A 17,562-nucleotide genomic window follows, 5' to 3' on the forward strand; every position below is an offset into this window, starting at 1 on the left:
CCTGTAGGATTGGTCTGAATCGCGGATAATCTGGCAAAAATCTTGATATTTGTCAATCAATGACGGCATATTTGTCATGAAATGACAGGGCAGATGGCGTGTACTGGATTGAGCATGCTCCAATCCTGACGGCGCATAATCGAAAAGCGGGCGGTTTTCGCGTGGCGTCAGGGCAAAGTTGATCCAGATCAAACATTGCTGCCGGGGCCCGTGCTGGGTGAGCGCCAGAAACAATGCGCGAACGTCCCAATCGGAGCATCCGCCATGCCGGACCCAAGTTCCTTTTCCCCGATGCAGCAGCAAAAGGCGCTGTGGCTCAGCACCACCGCCTTCACGCTGTGCTTTGCCGTCTGGACGATCTTTTCCATCATCGGCATCACCATCAAGGAGGAGCTCGGCCTGACCGAGTTCGAATATGGGGTGCTGATCGCCACGCCCATCCTGACCGGATCGCTGGTCCGGCTGATCCTGGGCGTCTGGACCGAACGCTATGGCGGCCGCCTGGTGTTCTCGTTGCAGATGCTGTTCACCGGCCTTGCCACCTGGGCGCTGACCTGGGCCGACAGCTATGCCGGCTTCCTGCTGGCGGCTTTGGGCGTGGGCATGGCGGGCGGCAGCTTCATCATCGGCGTCGCCTATGTCTCGAAATGGTTCCCGGCCCAGCGCCAGGGCACTGCGCTTGGCATCTTCGGCATGGGCAACGTGGGCGCCGCGGTCACGAAGTTCATCGCGCCCTTCATCCTGGTCGCCTGGGGTTGGCAGGCCGTGGCGCAGATCTGGGCGGTGGGCATCGCGCTGATGGGCGTGGTCTTCCTGCTGGTCGCCCGCGACGATCCCGATTTCGAGGCGCGCCGTGCCCAGGGCATCGCCGGGCCGACACTGGCCGAGCAGTTCGCGCCGCTCAAGAAGCTCCAGGTCTGGCGCTTCGCGCTTTACTATTTCTTCGTCTTCGGCGGCTTCGTCGCCCTGGCGCTGTGGCTGCCGCATTACCTGACGCAGGTCTATGGCGTCGATCTGCGGGTCGCGGGCATGGCGGCGGCGGCCTTCAGCCTGTCGGCCAGCATCTTCCGCGCCTATGGCGGCATCCTGTCCGACCGTTTCGGCGCGCGCACGGTGATGTACTGGACCTTCGGCTTCAGCGCGCTGTTCCTGTTCATGCTGTCCTATCCGCCGACCGATTACACCATCCGCGGCAAGGACGGGCTGATCTCGTTCTCGACCGAGATGGGGCTCTGGCCCTTCGTGGTCACGTTGTTTGCGCTGGGCTTCTTCATGAGCCTGGGCAAGGCCGCCATCTTCAAGCACATCCCGGTCTATTATCCGAACCATGTCGGGGCGGTCGGCGGGCTTGTCGGCATGATCGGCGGCCTGGGCGGCTTTGTGCTGCCCATCGTCTTCGGTGCGGCGCTGGACCTGACCGGGATCTGGACCTCGTGCTTTGCCCTGCTTTTGCTGATCGTCGTCGTCTCGATGGCCTGGATGCACCTGTCGATCCGCGCCATGGAGCGCCGTGCCCAGGGCCGGGCCCTGGACCGGCTGCCGAACTTTCCCGAACTGGCCGAGGTGCATGACCCTGAGCGCACGGTGATGCCGCGCGTGCTGGACGACTGGCGCCCCGAGAACCCGACCTTCTGGGCCGAGCAGGGCCGCAGGATCGCCAGGCGCAACCTGTGGATCTCGATCCCCGCCCTGACGCTGGCCTTCGCGGTCTGGATGGTCTGGTCGGTGGTGGTGGCCAAGCTGCCGCTGATCGGCTTCGGCTTCACCCAGGACCAGCTGTTCTGGCTGGCGGCGCTGCCGGCCCTGTCGGGCGCCACGCTGCGCATCTTCTACAGCTTCATGGTGCCGATCTTCGGCGGGCGGCTGTGGACGACGCTGTCCACCGCCTCGCTGCTGATCCCGGCCATGGGCATCGGCTATGCGGTGCAGGATCCCGCGACGCCTTATGTGATCTTCGTGGCGCTGGCGCTGCTGTGCGGGCTGGGGGGCGCGAACTTCGCCTCGTCCATGGCCAATATCAGCTTCTTCTTCCCGAAATCGGAAAAGGGCAACGCCCTGGGGCTGAACGCGGGCCTGGGCAACCTGGGCGTATCGCTGATGCAGTTCCTGGTGCCCATCGTCATCACCATGGGCGTCTTTGGCGCCATGGGCGGCGCGGCGCAGGAGCTTTCGGACGGCAGCCGGCTGTGGATGCAGAACGCGGGCTTCATCTGGGTGCCCTTCATCATCGCCTCGACCATTGCGGCCTGGCTGGGGATGAACGACATCACCGATGCCCGCGCCAGCTTCCGCGAACAGGCGGTGATCTTTACCCGGCTGCACAACTGGGTGATGTGCCTGCTTTACATCGGCACCTTCGGCAGCTTCATCGGCTATTCTGCCGGCTTCCCGCTGCTCATCAAGCTGGCCTTCCCGGACGTCAACGCGCTGCAATTCGTGTTCCTGGGCCCGCTGGTCGGCGCGCTCAGCCGCGCGGGCACGGGCTGGCTTTCCGACCGGGTCGGCGGCGGGCGCGTGACCTTCTGGGTCTTCGCCGGCATGATCGCCTCGGTCGGGCTGGTGATCGTCTCGCTGCAGGCGCTGTCCTTCTGGGGCTTCTTCGCGGGCTTCATGGCGCTGTTCTTCTTTACCGGGGTCGGCAATTCCTCGACCTTCCAGATGATCCCGGTGATCATGCGCAAGGAAGTCGCCCGGCTTGAGCCGCAGCTGTCCCCCGAGGATCGCCGCCGCCAGTCCGACCGCGAATCCGCCGCGATCATCGCATTCACCAGCGCGATCGGTGCCTATGGCGGCTTCTTCATCCCCAAGGCCTATGGCAGTTCGATCGCCCTGACCGGATCGGCGATCGGCGCGCTCTGGGCCTTCCTGGGCTTCTACGTGCTCTGCCTTGCCGTGACCTGGGTGTTCTACACCCGTCCGGGCGGCCTTCTGCACGACATCGAACGCGGCCGCGCCTCTGCCGGCGCCGCCTCCCCTGCCTGACATAGGAGACAGCCATGAGCCATCTGCTGGACCGCCTGAACTTCCTGAAATCCACCCGCAAGGACGTGTTTTCGGAAGGGCATGGCCAGACCACGACCGAGAACCGCGACTGGGAGGACACCTATCGCTCGCGCTGGCGCCACGACAAGATCGTGCGCTCGACTCATGGGGTGAACTGCACCGGCTCCTGCTCCTGGAAGATCTATGTCAAGTCCGGCATCGTCACCTGGGAAACCCAGCAGACCGACTATCCCCGCACCCGGCCCGACCTGCCCAATCACGAGCCGCGCGGCTGTGCGCGCGGCGCCTCCTACAGCTGGTATCTCTATTCCGCCAACCGGGTGAAGACGCCGCTGATCCGCGGCCGGCTGATGAAGCTCTGGCGCGAAAAGCGCAAGACCATGACGCCGATCCAGGCCTGGAGCGCGATCCAGGCCGACCCCGCGGCGCGCGAAAGCTATACCCGCATCCGCGGCAAGGGCGGTTTCGTGCGCGCGACCTGGGACGAGGCGACCGAGATCGTGGCCGCCGCCAATGCCTATACGGCCCAAAAATATGGCCCCGACCGGGTCTTCGGCTTCTCGCCGATCCCGGCCATGTCGATGGTCTCCTATGCCGCCGGCACGCGCTACCTGTCGCTTCTGGGCGGCACCTGCATGTCCTTTTACGACTGGTATTGCGACCTGCCGCCGGCCAGCCCGCAGACCTGGGGCGAACAGACCGACGTGCCGGAATCGGCCGACTGGTATAACGCGGGCTACCTGCTGCTCTGGGGCTCGAACGTGCCGCAGACCCGCACGCCCGACGCGCATTTCTATACTGAGGCGCGCTATCGCGGCACCAAATCGGCGGTGATCTGCCCCGACTATTCCGAGGCGGCCAAGTTCGGCGACATCTGGCTGAACGCCAAGCAGGGCACCGACGCGGCGCTGGGCATGGCCTTCGGCCATGTCATCCTGCGCGAATTCCACCTGGATCGTCAGGCCGAGTATTTCGAGGATTACTGCCGGCGCTATTCCGACATGCCGATGCTGGTGCGGCTGGAGGAACAGGACGGCCGCCTGATCCCCGGCCGCCAGCTGCGTGCCAGCGATTTCGACGGCGCGCTGGACCAGGCCAACAACCCGGAATGGAAGACGGTCGCCATCGACGACTTGACCGGCCGCATCGTGGTTCCGAACGGTTCGGTCGGTTTCCGCTGGGGCGAGGAGGGGCGCTGGAACCTGGAGCAGAAGGCGGGCGAGGACGAGGTCCGGCTGAAGATGAGCCTGATCCTGGACGAGGATCGCGACGATGTGGTCGGCGTCGACTTCCCCTACTTCGGCGGCGCCGCGACCAATGGCTTCGCCGTCGACGACCGCGGCGCGGTGCTGACCCGCAACGTGCCGGTCAAGCGGCTGACCCTCGCCAATGGCGAGCAGGCGCTGGTCGCCACGGTCTTCGACCTCATCTGCGCCAATTACAGCCTGGACCGCGGTCTGGGCGGCGAGAACGTCGCCCGCGACTATGACGCCGACGTGCCCTTCACCCCCGCCTGGGCCGAGCGCATCACCGGCGTGCGCCGCGACAAGATCATCCAGGTGGCGCGGGAGTTTGCCGCCAATGCCGAAAAGACCAACGGGCGGTCGATGGTCATCATCGGCGCGGCGATGAACCATTGGTTCCACATGGACATGAACTATCGCGCCGTCATCAACATGCTGGTGATGTGCGGCTGCGTCGGCCAGTCGGGCGGCGGCTGGGCGCATTACGTCGGCCAGGAAAAGCTGCGCCCGCAGACCGGCTGGACGGCGCTGGCCTTCGCGCTGGACTGGGCGCGCCCGCCGCGGCACATGAACGCCACCTCGGCCTGGTATGCCCATACCGACCAATGGCGCTACGAGACGGTGAGCGCGCAAGAGATCCTGTCGCCGACCGCGCCGGCGGGCGACTGGAACCGGCTCAGCCTGATCGACTACAACATCCGTGCCGAGCGGATGGGCTGGCTGCCCTCGGCCCCGCAGCTGAAGACCAACCCTCTGGAGGTCGGCCGGGCCGCCAAGGCCGAAGGCATCGCCGCCAAGGATTACGTCGCGCGCGAACTGCAATCCGGCGGCTTGCAGATGTCCTGCGAAGACCCGGATGCGCCCGAGAACTGGCCGCGCAACCTGTTCGTCTGGCGCTCGAACCTGCTCGGCTCCTCGGGCAAGGGGCATGAATATTTCCTCAAGCACCTCCTGGGCACCGATCACGGCGTGCAGGGCAAGGATCTGGGCCAGGAGGGCCGGCAGAAGCCGGTCGAGGCCGCCTGGCACGACCAGGCGCCCGAGGGCAAGCTGGACCTGCTGGTGACGATCGACTTCCGCATGTCCACCACCGCCGTCTATGCCGACATCGTCCTGCCGACCGCCAGTTGGTACGAAAAGGACGACATGAACACCTCGGACATGCATCCGTTCATCCACCCGCTGCAGGCGGCGGTGGACCCGGCCTATGAGTCCAGGACCGACTGGGAGATCTTCAAGTCCATCGCCCGCAAGTTCTCGGAAATCGCGCCCGAGGTGCTGGGGGTCGAGACCGACGTGGTGCAGCTGCCCTTGCAGCATGACAGCGCCGGCGAGATCGCCCAGCCCTTCGTGCAGGACTGGAAACGGGGCGAATGCGAGCTGATCCCCGGCAAGACCGCGCCGGCCTATATCGAGATCGAGCGCGACTATCCCAACCTCTACAAGCGCTTCACCGCGCTGGGTCCGCTGATGGAAAAGCTGGGCAATGGCGGCAAGGGCATTTCCTGGGACACCAAGGACGAGGTGCATCACCTGCAAGCCCTGAACGGCCGCGTGACCGAGGAGGGCGCGACCAAGGGCATGGCGCGGATCGAGACGGCGATCGACGCCGCCGAGGTGGTGCTGATGCTGGCCCCCGAGACCAATGGCGAGGTGGCGGTCAAGGCCTGGGAGGCGCTTGGCAAGGCCACTGGCCGCGACCACAAGCACCTGGCCGAGGTCAAGGAGGACGAGAAGATCCGCTTCCGCGACATTGCCGCCCAGCCGAGGAAGATCATCTCCTCGCCCACCTGGTCGGGCATCGAAAGCGAGGAGGTCTGCTATAACGCCGGCTGGACCAACGTGCATGAGCTGATCCCGTGGCGCACCGTCTCGGGCCGCCAGCAGCTTTACCAGGACCACGAATGGATGCGCGCCTTCGGCGAGGCCCTTGTGACCTGGCGCCCGCCCGTCGACCTGAAGACCGTCGGCGCGGATGCGAGGAAGTCGCTGGCCGCGGGCGAAAAGCACGTGGTGCTGAACTTCATCACCCCGCACCAGAAATGGGGCATCCATTCCACCTATACCGACAACCTGCTGATGCTGACGCTGAACCGCGGCGGCCCGGTGGTGTGGATCTCGGAAATCGACGCCCGGAAGGCCGGGCTGGTCGACAATGACTGGGTCGAGGTCTTCAACAGCAATGGCGTCATCACCGCCCGCGCGGTGGTCAGCCAGCGCATGAAGGAAGGCAGCATGTTCATGTATCACGCCCAGGAAAAGATCGTGAACACGCCCGGCAGCCAGATCACCAACCTGCGCGGCGGCATCCACAACTCGGTGACGCGCATCGTGCCCAAGCCCACCCATATGATCGGCGGCTATGCGCAGCTGGCCTACGGCTTCAACTATTACGGCACCGTGGGCGCCAACCGGGACGAATTCGTCATCGTCCGCAAGATGAACAAGGTCGACTGGCTCGACCAACCCCTGGAAACGGGGCCCGCAACCCAAGCGACGGAGGCAGCGGAATGAAAGTGCGTGCGCAAATCGGCATGGTGCTGAACCTGGACAAGTGTATCGGCTGCCATACCTGCTCGGTGACGTGCAAGAACGTATGGACCTCGCGCGAGGGGGTCGAATACGCTTGGTTCAACAACGTCGAGACCAAGCCCGGCATCGGCTATCCCAAGGATTGGGAAAACCAGAGGCGCTGGAACGGCGGCTGGGTGCGGACCCGCTCGGGCCATCTGCGGCCCAAGCAGGGCGGCAAGTGGCGCATCCTGGCCAATATCTTCGCCAACCCCGACCTGCCCGAGATCGACGATTTCTACGAGCCCTTCGATTTCGACTATGACCATCTGAAATCGGCGCCCGAGATGCAGGCCTTCCCGACCGCAAGGCCGCGATCCAAGATCTCGGGCGAGCGGATGGAAAAGATCGAATGGGGCCCGAACTGGGAGGAGATCCTGGGCGGCGAGTTCGAGAAACGCAGCAAGGACTATAACTTCGAGGGCATCCAGAAGGACATCTACGGCGAATACGAAAACACCTTCATGATGTATCTGCCGCGGCTGTGCGAGCATTGCCTCAACCCGGCCTGCGTTGCCTCCTGCCCCTCGGGCGCGATCTACAAGCGCGAAGAGGACGGGGTGGTGCTGATCGACCAGGACAAGTGCCGGGGCTGGCGGATGTGTGTCTCGGGCTGCCCCTACAAGAAGATCTATTACAACTGGTCCACCGGGAAGTCGGAAAAATGCATCCTGTGCTATCCGCGCCTTGAATCGGGCCAGCCCACGGTCTGCTCGGAAACCTGCGTCGGGCGCATCCGCTACCTGGGCGTGATGCTTTACGATGCCGACAAGATCGCCGAGGCGGCCGCATCGGAAAGCGAGATGGACCTCTACGACGCGCAGCTGGGCGTCTTCTTGGACCCCAACGATCCCGAGGTGATCGCCGCCGCCCGCGCCGAGGGCGTGCCCGAGGACTGGATCAAAGGCGCGCAGAAATCGCCGATCTGGAAGATGGCGATGGAATGGAAGATCGCCTTCCCGTTGCACCCGGAATACCGCACCCTGCCGATGGTCTGGTATGTGCCGCCGCTGTCGCCGATCCAGAACGCCGCCGAGGCGGGCAAGATCGCGGCCCAGGACGACATGCCCGACGTGCGCAGCCTGCGCATCCCGCTGCGCTATCTGGCCAACATGCTGACCGCCGGGGACGAGGCGCCGGTGGCCGCCGCGCTGGAGCGGATGCTGGCCATGCGCAGCTACATGCGTTCCAAGACGCTGGACGGGGTGGTGAACCTGGGCGTCGCCAAGCGCGTCGGCCTGACGCCGCAGCAGATCGACGAGATGTATCAGCTGCTGGCCATCGCCAATTACGAGGACCGTTTCGTCATCCCGACCACGCATCGCGAGATCGTCGAGGACGCCTATGACCTGCGCGGCGGCTGCGGCTTTACCGACGGGCACGGCTGTTCATCGGGCGACACGCCGTCGCTCTTTGGCGGCAAGAAATTCCGCAGCCCGCAGGAGTTCATCGCATGAAAAGCTTCCGAGCCCTTTCCGCGCTGCTGTCCTATCCCAGCGAGGAGCTGATCGCCGCGCTGCCCGAAATCGACGCGGTGCTGCAAGCCGAGGGGCTGCTTGGCCCCAAGCGCATGGAGGAAATCCGCCGCCTGCTGCAGGAATTGCGCCAGGGCGACCTCTACGACCTTCAGGAACGCTATGTGCTGCTGTTCGACCGTTCGCGCAGCCTGTCGCTGAACCTGTTCGAGCATGTGCATGGCGAAAGCCGCGACCGCGGCGGCGCCATGGTCGATCTTCTGGAAACCTATCGCGCCGGCGGCTTCGACCTGGTCGGGTCGGAACTGCCCGACCACCTGCCGGTGCTGCTGGAATACCTGTCCACCCGGCCCCTGGCCGAGGCCGAGGCGCTTCTGGCCGATGCCTCGCACATCCTGGTCGCGCTGGCCGAGCGGCTGACGCGGCGCGAGACGGCCTATGCCGGCGTGCTCAGCGCGCTGGTGGCGCTGGTGGTGACCGAGCCGGCCGAGCTGCCCGAGGAACTGGCCGCCGTCCCCGACGACGACCCCGAGGATCTGGCCGCGCTCGATGCCGTCTGGGAAGAGGCGCAGGTCACGTTCGGCCCCGACCCCAATGCCGGCTGCCCGGTCAGCCGCGACATCCTTGCCCGCATGGACGCCCCGCGCGTCGCGAACCCGGCGCAATGAGGAGGCGCAGATGAACAATTTCCTTTTCGGGATCTATCCCTATATCGCCATCACCGTGATGCTCCTGGGCTCGATCATCCGCTATGACCAGGATCCGTTCAGCTGGAAATCCAAGTCCAGCCAGATCCTGCGGCGGCGGCAATTCGTCATCGGCTCGGTACTGTTCCATGTCGGCGTGCTGGTAATCTTCTTCGGCCATCTGGTCGGGCTGCTGACCCCCATCGCCGTCTTCGACGCGCTGGGCATCAGCCATGGTGCCAAGCAGGTGCTGGCGATGACCGCGGGCGGCATCGCCGGGGTGATGGCGCTGGTCGGGGGCGGCATGCTGCTGCATCGCCGTCTGACCGACCCGCGGGTGCGCGCCCATACCACGCTGGCCGATACCGGCATCCTGGCGCTGCTGGTCGCGCAGCTGGTGCTGGGGCTGATGACCATCCTGGTTTCCATGCAGCACCTTGACGGGCACGAGATGACGCGGCTGATGTCCTGGGCGCAGGGCATCGTCTATTTCCGTGCGGGTGCGGCCGATCACCTGGTCGGCGTGCATTGGCTTTTCAAGCTGCATATCCTGCTGGGGCTGACCATCTTCCTGCTGTTCCCCTTCACGCGGTTGGTCCACATGATCTCGGCCCCGGTGCGCTATCTGTGGCGGCCGGGCTACCAGATCGTGCGGACCAAGCGTCAACCGGCCAAGCGCCATCCGGCGGAGTAGGGGTGATGGAGATGAAACCGCTCTTGCCGCCGGTCGTCGTGAACGGCGTGACGCTCGATCCCGGCCGCATCGCGGCCGAGGCGCAGAACCACCCCGCGCCCAAGGGCAAGCCCGGCCATGCCTGGCGCGCTGCCGCCCGCGCGCTGGCGGTGCGCGAGCTTCTGCTGCAGGAAGCTCGCGTCCAGGGCATCGCGGCGGAACCCGCCGAGCTTGCCCCCGGCCAATGGGAGACCGAGGACGAGGCCGCGATCCGTGCCCTGCTGGACCAGGCGGTCGAGCCCGCGCCCGCCGACGAGGCGGCGCTGGCCGCGCATTATGCCGCCCATCCCGAACAGTTCCGCGCGCCCTCGCTCTATGAGGCGGCGCATATCCTGTTTGCGGCCGCCCCCGACGATGCCGAGGCCCGTGCCCAGGCGCGGGAGCGGGCCGAGGCGGTGCTGGCCGAGCTGCGCGCCCAGCCGCGACGCTTTGCCGAACTGGCCGCCGAGCTTAGCGCCTGTTCGTCGAAAAGCGCCGGCGGGGTGCTGGGGCAACTGACCTCGGGCGATACCGTGCCCGAGTTCGAGGCCGTGCTGGCCACGATGGAGGAGGGGGGGCTGGCCCTGGCCGAGACCCGCTATGGCCTGCATGTCATCCGTCTGGATGCGCGCGCGCGCGGCGCCGTGCTGCCGCTGGAGGCGGTGTTGCCGCAATTGCGCCAGGCCCATGACAAGGCGGCCTGGCTGCGCGCCAGCCGCGACTATCTTGACAGGCTGATCGCCGGGGCGGACATCTCCGGCATCTCCTTCGACCGGGAAAGGCGCGCGTGATGCAGCTTGCCTATGTCAGCCTGCCGGGCCGCGGCGCGAGCGACCGCTTCCTGGCCGCCTTTGCCCAGGCGGCGCAGGCGGCGGGGCTACGGCTGGCGGGCACGGTGCAGACCAATCCCCAGCGCGAGGGCCGCGTCAAATGCGACATGGACCTGCGCGTGCTGCCCGACGGCCCGGTGCTGCGCATCAGCGAGGACCGCGGCAATGGCGCACGTGGCTGCCGGCTGGACGCGGGCGTGCTGGAGGCGGCGGTGCTGGGCGTCACGGCGGCGCTGCCCGGTGCCGACCTGCTGCTGGTCAACAAGTTCGGCAAGCAGGAAGCCGAGGGCCGCGGCTTTGCGCCCCTGATCGCCGAGGCGCTGTCGCGCGGCATCCCGGTGCTGGCCGGGGTGAACGGGCTGAACCTGCCGGCGTTCCAGGCCTTTGCCGATGGGCTTGCCACGCCGCTTCCCGGTGAGCAGGCGCAGGTCATGGGCTGGTGCCAGCGGATTTGCGGGCTGCAACCCGCCTAAGCCGAAAAGCTCCGCAACGAAAAAGGCCCGGTCGCGCTGACCGGGCCTTTTTGCATGGCGCGCTTCAGGCTGGGCGCCTTGCCCCCGAGACCGGCTTTTTCGCCACCCGCGGCCGCGCCAGCACCGGCAGGTAGAGCAGGGCGAAGCCGCCGAAGGCCAGAACCCACAGCGTGCCCGACAGATGCAGTAGCCAGACCTGGGCCGGCAGCAGCCCGGCCAGCAGCCGCAGCGCGACCGAGGCGGTCAGCGCCAGGTAAAGCGCCGTGGTGCCGCGCCCGGCATGCAGCGCGCGGCCGCTATGGCCCAGGCTCGCACGGCTCATTACCGCAAGCGTCATCAGCCCGATGGCGCCGGCCAGCCAGACATGCCGCGCCGGCGCCGCGGCCATCAGGCCGAAGCCCGCCACCGCCTCGGCCCAGAAGCCGAGCGCCAGGAAGCCATAGGCCAGGTGCAGCACCCAAAGCAGCGGCTCGGCCCCGGTCTGCGCGCCCTGCCAGCGCGCCAGCCGCCACAGATGCGCCGCACCGCAGGCCAGCATCAGCCAGGGCATGGCCCGGCCGTCGGGCAGGGCGACGAAGCCCGCCAGCGTGACCACCGTCAGGCCCAGCACCAGCCCGTCGCCGCGGCCGAAGGGCGCCGGCAGGCGCTGCACCCCCCGCGCCGCCAGCCAGTTGCGGGTAAAGCTGGGGATGATGCGCCCGCCGATCAGCGCGACCAGCACCAGGCCCGCGGCCAGGCCCAGCCGCATGCCCATGCCCTCGAAGGCCGCGTCTCCGCGAGCGGCCTCGATGTGAAACAGCGCGTTGCCGGCGGTGAACAGCCCGAGCAGCGCCAGCACCGGCAGGTTGCGCCAGTTCCGGCCATGCAGGATCTCGCGCGCCAGGAAGGCCAGCAGCATCACCCCGCAGGCCAGGTCGGCCAGCAGGACCACGCGCCAATCGAGCAGCGCCGAAGCCCCGACCGCGGCCCGGCCCAGCAGCCACAGCCCGACCAGCCCGGCCAAGGGCGCGCCCATCACCGGCAGCCGCCCGGTCCAGTTCGGTACCGCGGTCAGCAGGAAGCCGGCGATGACCCCGCCGAGATAGCCGTAAAGGAACTCATGGGCGTGCCAGCTGAACGGGTCGAAGGCCAGGGGCAGGATCTCGGCCCCGCCGAGCATGGCGACCCAGATCGCCATGGCCAGCGCCGCCCAAAGCGCCGAGAGCAGGAAGAAGGCCCGGAAGCCGTGGCTCAGCAGTACCGGGCCGTGGTAGTTGCGCATGCGTTCCGAGGTGGACATCGCGCGTCTCCGTCAGACAGGGATCAGGGGCAGGGGGCGGCGCCGGGGCGCGCCTCCAGGAAGCCTTGGGCAAAGATGGCGCCGGGCTGGATGCGGCGCAAGCCGGCCAGTGCGTCCTGCGCCGAAAGCCCGCTTTCCAGCAGCCGCGCGTAAAGCCGGGTCACGGCCGCGAAATCGCCCGGCTGCGGCGACAACCGCAGCGCGGCGACCCCGGCCTCGCGCAGGGCATCGACCTGTCCCGCGACGCTCATATGCGCATAGCTCAGCGTCTGGACGCCGTTCACGGTCAGGAAGGGCTGGCCCTCCAGCGTCTCGACCGTGCGGCCGTCGGGATCCTCGGCGCAGACGAACTGGCAGCTGTCCTTGGCGCGGTCGTGCAGCCGGGCGTGATAGCAGCGCCCCGAGATCGCGAGCGGCGCTCGGCCATGGCCCCAGACCTCGACCGCGACGCCGGCCTGCCGGCCGGCCTGCGCCAGCTGCGCGACCGAGTCCAGCGGCAGTTCGGGCGGCAGGCAGATGCGCTGCGCGCCCTTGCCGGCCAGCCATTCCAGCGTGCCCTCGTTATAGACGTTGACGGTCGGGCCGACCCAGAAGGGCGCGCCCTCGGGCAGGTGCTTGAGCGCGCTGAGGTCGGCGATCTCGACCGGCAGGCCCGAGGCGAACAGCTCCTCGGTCTGCCGCCTTTCGCGTTTCAGCGTGATCAGCGTCAGCGTGGACAGCGCCACCTCCTTGCCGGCGGCTTGCAGAACCTCGACGGCGGCGGGGATCTCGTGCTGCCAGAAGGGCAGGCGCTTCGAGCAGACCCATTCGCCGATCACCACCCGCTGAACGGGGGTATCGGCCAGCGTCCGGTAAAAGGCGCGGACCTGCTCCGCGCTCCAGAAAAAGGCGATGGCGCCGACGGTCAGGTCCATGGTCATCTCCAGGTCTTGGCATAGGCGCCGGTGGTGGCGGCCTGACCCTCGGTCAGCCGCGCAAGCAGTCCCTCGGGCATGGGCGCACCCTGTTCGGCGGCCTCGACGGCGGCACGGAAGGCGCGCACCACCTGCGCGACATAGGCGCGGGATCGCTGCCGCCCCTCGATCTTCAGGGCGCTGACCCCGGCCTTTTGCAGCGCCGGAATCAGCCGGGTCGCGTCCAGGCTGACCGGATCCTCGAAGATATGGCCGGTCTGGCTGTCCCCCTTGCCGTCGGGCGAGGTGAAGCAGCCCTTGCACAGCGTCGGATAGGGCACCGGCATGCCCTTGGGCGTGCGGTGGATCAGGAAATCACCCAGCCGCGCCTCGTGATTGCCGCCAACATCGGCATAGGCGACGTGGCTTGCGGGCGAGCAGACGCCGTTCATGTTCGGCGAAAGCCCCGTGGCATAGGAGGACAGCGAACAGCGCCCCTCGGCCATGACGCAAAGCCCGCCAAAGACGAAGACCTCGGTTTCCACCTCGATCTCGCGGTTGATGGCGGTGATTTCCTCGACCGACAGCACGCGGGGCAGCACGACCCGGCGGATGCCGAAGGTTTCGGCATAGAAGTTGATCGCGTCGGGATTGGCGGCGGCGGCCTGCACCGACAGGTGCAGCCGCAGGCCGGGATGGGCCTCGGCGGCATGCGCGATCAGGCCCAGGTCGGCCAGGATCACCGCATCGGCGCCCAGCCGGGCGGCATCGGCCACGGCGCGGTGCCACAGCGCCTGGTCGCCAGCGCGCGGAAAGGTATTGATCGCCACCAGAACCTTGGCGTCGCGGGCATGGGCATAGGCCACGCCCTCGGCCAGTTCCTCGCGGCTGAAATTCAGGCCGGGAAAGTTGCGGGCATTGGTTTCGTCGGCAAAGCCGCAATAGACCGTATGCGCGCCCGCATCGACCGCGGCGCGCAGCGCCGCCGGGGTTCCGGCCGGGCAGACCAGTTCCATCATGGCATCACCTCTTGTCGGGACAGGACCAGCCCGCTTCTGCGCGCGACCAGCGCCGAGCCGCGGCGCAGCCAGCGCCCCAGCGGCCGGCCGGTCAGCGCCGCCAGTTCCTCGGTCAGGTCCAGTTCGGCATCGTCCAGCGCATTGCGCAGCGCCAGTACCGCCGAGGTATCGCCGCCGATCTGCAACTCGCCGGAAAAGAACAGCGCATCGCCGTCCTCGGCGCCGTGCAGCATGGCGAGGAAGGCCGCCAGCCCGCCCCGGATCGCGGCGTCATGCTCGGGCGGGGGGGCGTGGCGCGGATGCGCGGTCAGCCGCCGCGCCTGGGGCTGCATCAACAGCAGGAACGGCGCGTCGCTGACATCGAGCAGGAAGCGCGCCTGGGCATAGGGGCCGAGGCGCGACAGGATCGCGGGCTCGCGCGCGGCGATGCGGCGCAGGAAAGCCGTCAGCGCCAGGCCAAGGGCCGGGCGGGCAAGCGGCGGGGGCGGAAGCCGCATCAGCAGCGGCGGCAGGGTGGGGCGCTGGGTCATGATCCCGGTCTAGGCCGCCCAATCGGCGCTGTGATTGATATTCGTCAAATCAGCCGCGGAAATTCCCGCCTAGCCTTTCCGCCATGATCCGCCCGCCTTGCCGCGGGCCTGCCGGAGCCATTGATGCGCAGCCTTCCTTCCTTTCCCGACCTGCGGGCCTTTCTCTCCTGGCTGGAGGCGCGGGGCGAGTTCGCCCGCATCGCCGAGCCCGTCTCGCTGCGCCACGAGATGACCGCGGTCGAACTGGCCTGCCTGCGCCGCGGCGGCCCGGCCCTGCGCTTCGACCGGCCTGAAGGGGCGCGCATCCCGGTGATCGCCAATCTTTTCGGCACCAGGGCACGGGTCGCGGCCGGGTTGGGCCTGCAGCCGGACGAGGTCGCGGGCTTTGGCGAATTCCTGGCCGCGCTGCGCAGCCCGGCGCCGGTCGAGGGCATGCGCGACGCCATGTCGCGCTGGCCGATGCTGCGCGCGGCGCTGGCGACGCGGCCCAAGCTTTTGCGCCACGGCCCGGCGCAAGAGGCCGAACTGCCCGGCCTCGATTCGCTGCCGGTGCAGACGCCCTGGCCCGAGGATGGCGGGCCGCTGATCACCTGGCCGGTGGTGCTGACCCGGCCGCGGGACAGCCGGGCCGAGGATCTGACCCGCTACAATCTGGGCGTCTATCGCGCGCAGGTTCTGGGCCCCGACCGGCTGATCCTGCGCTGGCTGGCGCATCGCGGCGGGGCGGCGCATCACCGCAGCTGGGCGCAGGCGGGCGAGCCGATGCCGGTCGCCATCGCGCTGGGGGCCGATCCGGCGCTGCTGCTGGCCGCCGCGCTGCCGCTGCCCGAAACCGTGTCCGAACTGGGGTTCTCCGGCGTGCTGCGCGGTGCGCGCAGCGAACTGGTCGCGGCGCAGACCGTGCCGCTGATGGTGCCCGCCCGCGCCGAGGTGATCGTCGAGGGCTGGGTGCATCCCGGCGAGACCGCGCCCGAAGGCCCCTTCGGCGACCATACCGGCTATTACAACGCCGTCGAGCCCTTTCCCGTCATGCGCGTCAGCCGCATCACCTGCCGGGGCGATCCGCTTTACCTGTCCACCGTCACCGGCCGGCCGCCCGACGAGCCCTCGGTCATCGGCGAGGTGTTCAACGACCTGGCGCTGCCGGTGATCCGCGCCCAGATCCCCGAGATCACCGACCTGTGGCTGCCGCCCGCCGCCTGTTCCTATCGCATGGCGGTGGTGGCGATCGACAAGCGCTATCCCGGCCAGGCGCGGCGGGTGATGATGGCGCTGTGGGGGATGCTGCCGCAATTCAGCTATACCAAGCTGGTCGTCGTGGTGGACAGCGACATCGACGTGCGCAGCTGGGACGACATCGCCTGGGCGATCTCGACCCGGATGGACCCCGGCCGCGACGTGATGCTGCTGGACCGCACGCCGATGGATTACCTGGATTTCGCCTCGCCCGTCGAGGGGCTGGCGGGCAAGCTGGGGCTGGACGCCACCACCAAGATCGGCGCCGAGACCAGCCGCGAATGGGGCCGGGTCATGCAGCTTGACCCGGCGCATGAGGCACGGGCCGAGGCGCTTCTGGCCGCGGTGCTGCCATGAGGGTGGTGCTGGGCGTGTCCGGCGCCTCGGGCGCGGCGCTGGCGCTGGATTGCGCCCGCGCGCTGGCCCGGCTCGGGACGGAAATCGACCTGGTCGTCTCGGCCATGGCGCGGCGCACCCTGGCCGAGGAGGTCGGACCCGATGCGCTGTCCGCCTTGCAGGCGCTGGCAACGCGCGTTCACGCGCAGCGCGACCTGGGCGCGGCCATCGCCTCGGGCTCCTGCCCGGTCGCGGGCATGATCGTGGCGCCCTGTTCGATGCGCAGCCTTGCGGCCATCGCGCATGGTTTCGACGACGGGCTGCTGACCCGCGCCGCCTCGGTGCAGCTCAAGGAGCGCCGGCCTCTGGTGCTGCTGGCGCGCGAGGCGCCGCTGACGCTGGCGCATCTGGAAAACATGCAGGCCGCGACCCGGATGGGCGCGGTGATCCTGCCGCCGGTGCCGGCCTTTTACCTGCGCCCGCAAAGCCTGGCCGAGGTCACCGCCCAGATCGCCGCCCGCGCGGTCGATCTGCTGCGCCTCGGCCCGCCGCTGGCCCAAGCCTGGGCCGCCTCTCGACCCGCACCCCATGGAGGAGACCATCATGACTGACATCACCCTTGCGCCCGACAGTATCGTCGGCGACATCGCCGCCCGGCTGCCCGGTGCCGCCGAGGTGTTCCGCCGCGCCGGCATCAGCTTTTGCTGCGGCGCCGATTCGGGCCTGGCCGAAGCCGCTGAAAAGGCCGGCGTCGCCTTGCCGGCGCTGACCGCCGAATTGCAGGCGCTGATCGACAATGCCGGCCGCGACGCCCCGGCCGAAACCCCGGCGCTGATCGACCATATCCTCAGCCGCTATCACGACACCCATCGCGAGGAACTGGGCTGGCTGATCGGGCTGGCCGACCGGGTCGAGATGGTGCATGGCGACCATGACGAGGCGCCCCTGGGCCTGACCGAGGCGCTGATCGCGCTGCGCGACGACCTGGAATCGCACATGGCCAAGGAGGAGACGGTGCTGTTCCCGGCCATCCTGCAGGGCGGCGGCGCCATGCTGGCCGGGCCCATCCGCATCATGCGGGCCGAGCATCAGGATACCGCGGAACTGCTGCGCCGGATCGAGCATGTGACCCATGGCCTGACCCTGCCGGTCGGCGCCTGCGGTTCGTGGACGGCGCTTTACACCGGCCTGCGCAAGCTTTGCGACGACGTGGTCGCCCATATCCACCTGGAGGAGGAAGTGTTGTTCCCGCGCGTTCTCGCCTCGTGACCGGCT

Annotated in this window: 14 protein-coding genes; 10 read left to right on the plus strand and 4 right to left on the minus strand. The window is 68.1% G+C overall.

Going from position 1 to position 17,562, the window contains the following annotated elements; translation table 11 throughout:
- Positions 1 to 264 precede the first annotated feature (264 nt).
- The 7 genes from ESD82_RS03005 to ESD82_RS03035 are packed head-to-tail and all read left to right on the plus strand — an operon-like array spanning position 265 to position 10,994.
- Entirely contained in the window at positions 265 to 2,982 is a 2,718-nt protein-coding gene (locus ESD82_RS03005; protein ID WP_024842632.1) for a nitrate/nitrite transporter, read from the plus strand.
- Between the two features lie 14 nt (positions 2,983 to 2,996).
- On the plus strand, positions 2,997 to 6,761 hold the full coding sequence (locus ESD82_RS03010) for a nitrate reductase subunit alpha (RefSeq protein ID WP_024842633.1): 3,765 nt from the start codon (positions 2,997 to 2,999) through the stop codon (positions 6,759 to 6,761).
- Positions 6,758 to 8,275 carry a nitrate reductase subunit beta gene (narH, locus tag ESD82_RS03015; RefSeq protein WP_147429031.1) on the plus strand — a complete coding sequence of 506 codons (1,518 nt, stop codon included), beginning with the start codon at positions 6,758 to 6,760 and terminating at the stop codon, positions 8,273 to 8,275. The genes ESD82_RS03010 and narH overlap by 4 nt, the downstream gene beginning before the upstream one ends.
- Positions 8,272 to 8,961, plus strand: a complete 690-nt coding sequence (narJ, locus tag ESD82_RS03020; protein ID WP_147429030.1) for a nitrate reductase molybdenum cofactor assembly chaperone — start codon at positions 8,272 to 8,274, stop codon at positions 8,959 to 8,961. The genes narH and narJ overlap by 4 nt, the downstream gene beginning before the upstream one ends.
- A gap of 10 nt (positions 8,962 to 8,971) precedes the next feature.
- Positions 8,972 to 9,673: a respiratory nitrate reductase subunit gamma gene (narI, locus tag ESD82_RS03025; RefSeq protein WP_024842636.1), complete on the plus strand. Its 702-nt coding sequence runs from the start codon at positions 8,972 to 8,974 to the stop codon at positions 9,671 to 9,673.
- Between the two features lie 5 nt (positions 9,674 to 9,678).
- On the plus strand, positions 9,679 to 10,482 hold the full coding sequence (locus ESD82_RS03030) for a peptidylprolyl isomerase (protein ID WP_024842637.1): 804 nt from the start codon (positions 9,679 to 9,681) through the stop codon (positions 10,480 to 10,482).
- Positions 10,482 to 10,994, plus strand: coding sequence for a DUF2478 domain-containing protein (locus ESD82_RS03035; protein WP_147429029.1), 513 nt, complete (start codon positions 10,482 to 10,484; stop codon positions 10,992 to 10,994). Before ESD82_RS03030 ends, ESD82_RS03035 begins: the two co-directional genes overlap by 1 nt.
- 64 nt (positions 10,995 to 11,058) lie before the next feature.
- Here the strand turns inward: ESD82_RS03035 and ESD82_RS03040 are convergent, their stop codons facing one another.
- Genes ESD82_RS03040 through ubiT form a run of 4 tightly spaced genes read right to left on the minus strand, consistent with a single transcriptional unit; the run spans position 11,059 to position 14,715 of the window.
- Positions 11,059 to 12,273, minus strand: a complete 1,215-nt coding sequence (locus tag ESD82_RS03040; RefSeq protein ID WP_024842639.1) for an NnrS family protein — start codon at positions 12,271 to 12,273, stop codon at positions 11,059 to 11,061.
- Positions 12,274 to 12,296: 23 nt separating this feature from the next.
- On the minus strand, positions 12,297 to 13,187 hold the full coding sequence (gene ubiV, locus ESD82_RS03045; RefSeq protein ID WP_024842640.1) for a ubiquinone anaerobic biosynthesis protein UbiV: 891 nt from the start codon (positions 13,185 to 13,187) through the stop codon (positions 12,297 to 12,299).
- 2 nt (positions 13,188 to 13,189) lie between these two features.
- Positions 13,190 to 14,182: a ubiquinone anaerobic biosynthesis protein UbiU gene (gene ubiU, locus ESD82_RS03050; RefSeq protein ID WP_024842641.1), complete on the minus strand. Its 993-nt coding sequence runs from the start codon at positions 14,180 to 14,182 to the stop codon at positions 13,190 to 13,192.
- Positions 14,182 to 14,715, minus strand: coding sequence for a ubiquinone anaerobic biosynthesis accessory factor UbiT (ubiT, locus tag ESD82_RS03055; RefSeq protein WP_024842642.1), 534 nt, complete (start codon positions 14,713 to 14,715; stop codon positions 14,182 to 14,184). Before ubiT ends, ubiU begins: the two co-directional genes overlap by 1 nt.
- Before the next feature lie 123 nt (positions 14,716 to 14,838).
- Between ubiT and ESD82_RS03060 the strand changes: the two genes are divergently transcribed.
- The 3 genes from ESD82_RS03060 to ric are packed head-to-tail and all read left to right on the plus strand — an operon-like array spanning position 14,839 to position 17,556.
- On the plus strand, positions 14,839 to 16,308 hold the full coding sequence (locus ESD82_RS03060) for a UbiD family decarboxylase (RefSeq protein WP_024842643.1): 1,470 nt from the start codon (positions 14,839 to 14,841) through the stop codon (positions 16,306 to 16,308).
- Positions 16,305 to 16,898, plus strand: coding sequence for a UbiX family flavin prenyltransferase (locus ESD82_RS03065; protein ID WP_024842644.1), 594 nt, complete (start codon positions 16,305 to 16,307; stop codon positions 16,896 to 16,898). Before ESD82_RS03060 ends, ESD82_RS03065 begins: the two co-directional genes overlap by 4 nt.
- Positions 16,891 to 17,556 carry an iron-sulfur cluster repair di-iron protein gene (gene ric / locus ESD82_RS03070; RefSeq protein ID WP_024842645.1) on the plus strand — a complete coding sequence of 222 codons (666 nt, stop codon included), beginning with the start codon at positions 16,891 to 16,893 and terminating at the stop codon, positions 17,554 to 17,556. Before ESD82_RS03065 ends, ric begins: the two co-directional genes overlap by 8 nt.
- Positions 17,557 to 17,562: the final 6 nt, after the last annotated feature.

The sequence above is a fragment of the Paracoccus pantotrophus genome (assembly GCF_008824185.1).
Classification (GTDB): domain Bacteria; phylum Pseudomonadota; class Alphaproteobacteria; order Rhodobacterales; family Rhodobacteraceae; genus Paracoccus; species Paracoccus pantotrophus.